This window comes from Limnothrix sp. FACHB-406 (assembly GCF_014698235.1).
Lineage (GTDB): Bacteria > Cyanobacteriota > Cyanobacteriia > CACIAM-69d > CACIAM-69d > CACIAM-69d.
The window spans coordinates 1-7,023 of the sequence record NZ_JACJSP010000035.1 but is presented as its reverse complement, the minus strand read 5'-3'; the positions used below and the strand labels follow the sequence as shown (position 1 = coordinate 7,023).

Below are 7,023 nucleotides of genomic sequence, written 5' to 3'. Positions count from 1 at the left end.
CTGTTTTGCCATGATGTATTGCGCTCGTAATACGAATGTATTGCAGGGTATCACACTCGCAATATGGACGCAATACGTTTTGCAACACGACTGTAATATGTTTCGCAATGCAGCGCAATACGGACGCATTACACTACGTATTGCGATTTTGTCAAGCTTGCCCCGATTCTGCGATATCCTCAGACCAAAATTAGACTTTAGCCTTTTATTTGCAGGCTTTCTAGCTACTTTAGTGTTTAAGTTATTGAAATTTTCTAAACAGTGCGTTAGACTGTAATCACTGAAACGCAAGGACTTGATCATGAAATTGGTAGGTTACGCACGGGTTAGCAGTGATTCCCAAGCTGATAACACCTCGATCGACTCTCAGATCGAGCGCATCAAAGCCTACTGCCTTGCGTTCAATCATGAATTGGTGGAAGTGTTCACCGAAGTTGCCAGTGGCAAGAATGCTGACAACCGGCCCGAATTTCAAGCCGCGCTCGATCTGGTGCGCGATCATGCCGATGGCATCGTTGCCTTAAAGCTCGATCGGATTGCCCGCAATACCCGTGACGTGCTGGCCCTGGTGGAAGATACCTTGCAACCGGCTAACAAAGCCCTGGTATTGCTCGATCTGAACGTAGACACCAGCACCCCAACCGGCCGCATGATTTTGACGGTGATGGCTGCTGTGGCTCAATTGGAGCGCGACGTTATCAACGAACGCACCCAAACCGGCCGGGCTGCTAAGGCCAGCAAAGGGGGCTATGCCTACGGTGCGCCTAAGTTTGGAGCCAAGGCCGTTGATGGGGAGCTGGTGGCCGATGAAGGGGAGCAAGCCGTGATCGAGGTGATCCGCCGTCACCACAAATCGGGCAAGTCATTGCGGGCGATCGCAGAGTATCTGAATGCGCAAGGTTATAAGCCAAAGCGGGGTAAGCAATGGAGCCACACCAGCGTCAAGGCAATTATTGACCGGCTCTATAGCAAGGCAGCATGATCGCGTGGCCCGTGTTCGATCCTTAAGGGCCGAACACGGTCAATTTCATTTCCGACTAGTCAGAAACGAAATTGGCTGCAAAATTTACGCGCCCCAGGGGGATTCCGCTGGGCTAGGGGAGTACCCCCCTTTCGATACGATTATCTAAAGGGGTTGTCTAATAGAAACCACGCCCCAGGAAAACAGAAAGCTCTTGCCACGGGTTAATACATACCCATCACCCCTCATGAATGGTCGGGATTGGATACCGACGACAAAAGGAGCGATCGCCTGTGACCGATCCGCAAAATGAGATAGAACCTTTGGAAAATCGCCATGCTGTCACCCATCCCTCTCTTTGTAAGGCGATGGGGCGTAAATACCAGCTTGGAAACTTGAAACGCATCGAACCAACCAAAGACCCCATCCTCAAGTGGGATTGCGTCTTTGAAGGGGAGCAAACCAGTTTTGAGGATGACCGCAATGGATGAAGCCAAAAACATCTGGATTCAGTACGTTGCCAGCCAAGATCACCCATTGCCTGAAGGGGTTGAATCGGTCATGCGATTGCCCTTTGGGGGCTTTACCTGGCTGCTGTCTGAGGAATGGTCGTTTACTGGGAAATTGCCTAATCTGGGCGATCGGCCACGGCTCTATCGCACCAACTATGCGGATGGTGGCGACGATATGCAGTCGCGTCCAGGCGATTGGGTTGTGGAAGCAGTGGATTTGTTTGTTAGTACCAAACCCACTCAAACTGAATACGAGGCGATCGCCGTCTGTACTTGTCGATTTGCGCCCGTGCCTCAACAGGAACAGACGTGGCGTGAAGTTCCCAGAGCTTCCCAGAACCTTGCCATGGCTGAATCTGTTCTAGAACCGGCTTAGGAGCGATCGCCCATGACCATCGAAGCTCGCGTCACCACGATCGAGAGCCAGCTACAGCAGCTCACCGGCACGGTGATGACCTTGGCTCAAACCAACTTATCGAACGCTTCCCACATCGCTGGGCTGATTGAGGCTACGACCTCCAATACCCGCGCGATCGATAGCTTGCGTCAGGTCACAGCCGATTTAACCCAAGCGATCGCAGCCCTAAACGAGCGCATGGATCGGGTAGAACAGCGCATTGAGCAGCTCGATCAAAAGCTGGAAGAGCGCACCGATACGATTCTTGAGGCGATCGACCGGGGCATCGCCCAAGCCTTTGAACCCCTCCAAACACAGATCACCGGCTTGCAAACAGAGATGCAGCGGGTGATTGAAATTCTAGGAGAATTGCGCCCATAGCCTCGACCGTTTGAAGTTTCACGGACGGCTTTCTAATGGAAAAATTACCACTACTCAATTTGATTTATACTCCGCAAGACACACATTTTTTTTGAAAAGTAGATAGTATTCGCATACTATCTACTTTTCGATTAGAAGCATCTTTTCGGCGAACTTTGAAAAATAAGCAATTTCACACACTCCATACCCTGATCGGGTTTCAAGAAGCACCCACTTTAAAATGAACAGGGTTGATCACCTGGGGAAATAGTCTATAATCGGGGGAGGCAATACGATTAACTACCGTGATTCAAATTTCTCTTCAAGAGAGAACGCAACTGCTCTGTTTTCGCGCTAGTGATACCCTCGGAAAACAAATCAATGAACAATCATCAAAGCTCAACATCTCTCGGAGCCAAGTTCCTCCTAGTAACCCTCGATCAGTTTCTAGGAAAGAAAGCAAAAACCCCGGCAGCATGAGGCTTCCGGGGCTTTCGTAGTTTCAAATGTAAACCCATTTTTCAATAGTTGAAAACGCCACACAGTCGCCAAACTTCGCGCGTTTTCACTTCAGAGAAATGGATGCCGCTCCAATGGAGCAAGGATTTTGTTTATGGGTATGACCACCCACACTTTAAGTTTAGCAACAAACCCGGCTTGCGTATATATCATACCTGAAAACCGCTCACCACAACGGTTTCAGGGTGGATCCACCTCGATTATAGCGCAATCGCCACAATCCAGCGGGGGATTAGCGGGATTAGACCCGATCGCCCACTTTCGCCATGAATTTTGCCAGGGCAGTGCGATCGCCCCAGAGCTGTTTGCGATCGCCGTCCAAGTTCGGCATGAGCTGGAAACCAACCCGTACACCCATGAGGCCGAAGGCTGGCCTATCCATGAGGCGTTGGGATGGAAACCCCCAAGCCGTGACTACCAAACCCGCAAGCCCCATCGCTTTAGCGCGGGTGCTTTCCTGCTACAGGAAAGCGGTGAGGTTTGGCAAATCAAGCCCCAGAACCCCCGGCCCAACCCAGAAAAGCCGGGGCGATTCAACAAATACGAAACCCCTACAGGGGCTGGTAGCAGGGCATATTTGCCACCGATTAACCGTCAGACCTTGCGGGCAATTTGCAAGCGCCACGGGCTGTATTTTGCCACCGTGCGTGATGAAGTCGAGGCGATCGGCTCATTCTGGGGCTGGGTGGCCAGCCGGGCCGATTTGCCTATCATCCTGACTGAAGGGGCCAAAAAAGCCCTATCGCTGCTGTCAAATGGGTTCATCGCGATCGCGCTGACGGGATGCACCGGGGGCTATCGGGCAACGGATGACAGCGGAAACCCGCTAGCCCGGCCCCATCTGATTGCAGACCTACAGCCGTTTGCCAGCCAGGGCCGAACCATCACGATCGCCCTTGACCGTGACCTGAAGCGCAAGACGATCCAAAACGTCTGGAAAGCCACCCGCAAGCTAGCCCAGCTCCTAGAGCAAGCGGCCTGCACCGTGGCGATCGCCCGCTGGGATAACGCCGGGGGACGCGATAAGGGCGTTGATGACCTGATTGTGAATCAGGGGCTAGCCGCATGGGAGCAAGCCCTAGCCACCGCCCGGCCGTTGCGTGAGCTGGCTATCCTCCACAAGCTCCAAAACCCGCTGGGCAGCTACGAACCCAGCATGGTCGTGAACGTGCCGGACTTGGCCAAGGCGATCGACCCGCGATCGATTCCCAGCACCGGAACCGTGGTTCTGGGAAGCAAGATGGGCACGGCGAAAACCAAGATGATTCGATTGGTTTTGGACTGCCTGAAGGATATCTACCCCAACGTGATCGCCCCCGGCCACCGTGAAGCATTGCAGCGCGGGCTAGCCGATCGTCTGGGGCTGGATTATTTGCACGATACCGATCGGTTCCGTGGTCAAAAGCTGGGCAAAAATGGGCAACCAACCAAGCGCCTAAGCCTTTGCTGGGATTCGCTCCTGTCGATTAATCCCGCTGACTACCCCCCCGGCTCCTACATCTTTGTGATGGATGAAGCCGATCAAGGCTTGCGCCATCTGATTTTGGGTGCAACTTGCGGCAAAGATGGCAAGCGGCCGGCCCTGATGCAACGGGCGATCGAGCTGATTAAGGGCGCGGGTTTGGTCATCCTGGCATCTGCTGACTTAACGGCGATCGAATTGGACTTCATCGCTTCTATTCGCAACGAACAGCCCTGGATTCTCGAAAATACCTACCAGCTCAACTGCTGGCCAGTCGAGTTTATTGGCAGCAAGCGCGGGCTAGCCGGATCGACCCGTGCGGCCAAAATCTCGGTTATTGCTCGACTATCCAAGACACTGCGAAACGGCCGGCGGGTTTTCCTGGTAACCGATACCCAAGCCACGGCCGAACGGATCGAGCACTTAGCCCTAGAGCTGGGGCTAAAAAACTCAGAGATCCTACGCTTCGATCGCAACACCAGCGCGGATCCGCTACCCCGTGCATTCGCAGAGAACCCCGATCAATTCCTATCGGAACACAGGATCCGGCTGCTGATTTGTTCCCCAGCGCTCACCAGCGGGGTATCGATCGAGGGGGACTACTTCGATCGGGTCTACGGGATTTTTGAGGGGCAATCGATCGCCCCGTGGGACGCTATGCAGCAATTGGGGCGCGTCCGTAAACCCGTGCCCCGGATCGTCTATGCCGCGTGGTTTGGGCGGTCAAGTTCCTTAAGCCAGGGACGCTGGGTCAAGGCCATCCAGAAGGATATCGATCGGCGCACCAATGCGATCGCGGGGGCAATGGGCGATCGGGTGATCGCAGAAAACACCGATCGCACCAGCCCCCTGGTCGCCTATCGCAATGAAGCGCTGGCCAGCCAAAACGAGGCGATGGCAGACTTTGGCCTTGAGATCCGGTTGCGGCTGGAATCGGCTGGCCATGCCGTAGAGGTCGCGCCGATCGAGGAGCTGGTAGAGGCGATCGAGAACGCTGATAACCCAGCAATCAAGGAAGCGATCGAGCTATGGTCGATCGCGGGCAAACGGGTCAAGGAAGCCCGTGATCGGGGGATTCTGGACGATGAGGCAATCACCCCGGAAACGGCTAAAGCCCTGAGAGATAAACGGGTTTTGACCTATAGCGATCGGCAGAAGTTGGAACGCTTTGAGATCTGCGATTTTTACCGGATCGACCCCAACGCCCTGACGATCGATGCAGTCAAGGCCGATAAGCGAGGCAAGCGACGGCGGGCAATTCTAGCCCTAGAGGATCTGCTGTGGGTGGATTCGGCCTTGACCCGCGATCAAGGCAAGGTCGATCGCCTCACCCAATGGGGCCAGCCGATTCCGGCGCAAGATCTCCCAATGGGGCAACTCAGGGCCGTGGGGGCCAATTACTTTGGCTGGCTGGATATCCTGGCATGGGCGATCGACAACCCCTGGTGGAACCCAGACGATTGCTCCACCCTAAAAACTTTTGCCGATCGCCTGCGGGCAAAACCAGAGGAAACCCGGATCGTGTTCGGATTCACGCCCCATCGTGCAATGAGTGATCAGGCAATTTTCGGGCAATGCCTGGGGTATTTCGAGTACAAGGCCCAATCAAAACGGCTGGGCACGGGCGATCGGCAACGGGTCTACGCGATCGCCCCTGAGTCGATCGAGTCGATTAAGCGCGATCTGAACAATCGAGCCGAAAGCTATAGAACACAAGGGTTACAGCTACGGCCACACCCCCTAAGCAAGCTCCTTATAGAGGGTGTGGCCGCGCAGGCAGAGAAGCCAGGGGAGAATCCCCCAGAGAAGGAAGCCAATCGCCCGATCGCCCCCCCGATCACCCTCCATCCACCCCAACCCGACCGGGCGATCGCCTAGCAGCCCCCAACCGCGCCCCTCCATCCAACCGATCGCCCCGATCGTCCAATCCCAACTGGCACACCCTGAGCCGTTCCATTTCCCTGGGGCCCCAGGGAAAGGTACGATTTGCCTAAAAACGCTGAAAGCTATGCCCTGACAGTGATTTAGCGATTTTTGGCGGTGGGATTGGATTTTGCAACTGGCACAAAATAGCTTCCGCAAATCTCTGCGGAAGGGGTTTAACATCCCCACCAGAACGCGCGCGATCGGGAAACCACAGAAAAAACACAAACAAACCCCCAAACCGTTATGGCGCGGGGGATTGGGGGCTTATTGATCGATCGGGCTGATTAGCCAGGATTTACCCGGCCTTGCTACCTTCCAACCGGGGTATCGATCGCTAAAATCCCCCGATATCGCGTGACGTTGTAGCGATCGTTCGGAGATAACCACCCCTTGCGCGGCCAGCAGCTTCAAAAATTCAGCAGTCGAGAGCGTAGGGCGATCGGGTGGGATGGGCACGGCCACCGGCTTGATACCTGGGGCGCTGGGTTCATCGGGCGTTGGTTCTATCGGGGCGATCGGTTGGGTTAGGCCGCGATCGCCCCGTCTGGCTTTTTTAGTTCTGCAATCTCAGCATGGATCGGAGCCAATGCTTGCTGCAATACGTCCTGTATTACGCCCTGCAATACGCTTGTATCGTGTTCGTATTGCGTCTGTATTGCGTCTGTATTGCGCCCTAGATCCTGAGCAATCAGCCCAGCGATGTAGGCAGTGCGATCAATTCCCAACTCAGCAACCTTGGCATCGATCGCAGCCAGCATCTCAGCTTCCAATCGTAGGCTCACAGTCTGTTTTGCCATGATGTATTGCGCTCGTAATACGAATGTATTGCAGGGTATCACACTCGCAATATGGACGCAATACGTTTTGCAACACGACTGTAATATGT

At 54.5% G+C, this 7,023-nt stretch carries 7 protein-coding genes; 6 read left to right on the top strand and 1 reads right to left on the bottom strand.

Annotated elements, in window-relative coordinates:
* Window positions 1-301 precede the first annotated feature (301 nt).
* The 6 genes from H6G53_RS18450 (at window position 302) to H6G53_RS18425 (ending at window position 6,665) form a co-directional block, all read left to right on the top strand.
* Complete coding sequence (locus H6G53_RS18450) at window positions 302-982, top strand: recombinase family protein (RefSeq protein WP_190535572.1); 681 nt, start codon at window positions 302-304, stop codon at window positions 980-982.
* 272 nt (window positions 983-1,254) lie between these two features.
* Window positions 1,255-1,452 carry a hypothetical protein gene (locus H6G53_RS18445; protein ID WP_099534178.1) on the top strand — a complete coding sequence of 66 codons (198 nt, stop codon included), beginning with the start codon at window positions 1,255-1,257 and terminating at the stop codon, window positions 1,450-1,452.
* The gene (locus H6G53_RS18440; RefSeq protein WP_190535569.1) at window positions 1,445-1,849 is read left to right on the top strand and encodes a hypothetical protein; all 405 of its coding nucleotides are present in this window, start codon (window positions 1,445-1,447) and stop codon (window positions 1,847-1,849) included. Before H6G53_RS18445 ends, H6G53_RS18440 begins: the two co-directional genes overlap by 8 nt.
* A gap of 12 nt (window positions 1,850-1,861) precedes the next feature.
* Window positions 1,862-2,251: a hypothetical protein gene (locus H6G53_RS18435; RefSeq protein WP_190535566.1), complete on the top strand. Its 390-nt coding sequence runs from the start codon at window positions 1,862-1,864 to the stop codon at window positions 2,249-2,251.
* A gap of 592 nt (window positions 2,252-2,843) precedes the next feature.
* Complete coding sequence (locus H6G53_RS18430; protein WP_190535563.1) at window positions 2,844-6,089, top strand: plasmid replication protein, CyRepA1 family; 3,246 nt, start codon at window positions 2,844-2,846, stop codon at window positions 6,087-6,089.
* A gap of 438 nt (window positions 6,090-6,527) precedes the next feature.
* Window positions 6,528-6,665, top strand: coding sequence for a hypothetical protein (locus H6G53_RS18425; protein WP_190535560.1), 138 nt, complete (start codon window positions 6,528-6,530; stop codon window positions 6,663-6,665).
* Here the strand turns inward: H6G53_RS18425 and H6G53_RS18420 are convergent.
* Window positions 6,662-6,934, bottom strand: coding sequence for a hypothetical protein (locus H6G53_RS18420; RefSeq protein WP_190535556.1), 273 nt, complete (start codon window positions 6,932-6,934; stop codon window positions 6,662-6,664). The two genes, H6G53_RS18425 and H6G53_RS18420, sit on opposite strands and share 4 nt — an antisense overlap.
* Window positions 6,935-7,023: the final 89 nt, after the last annotated feature.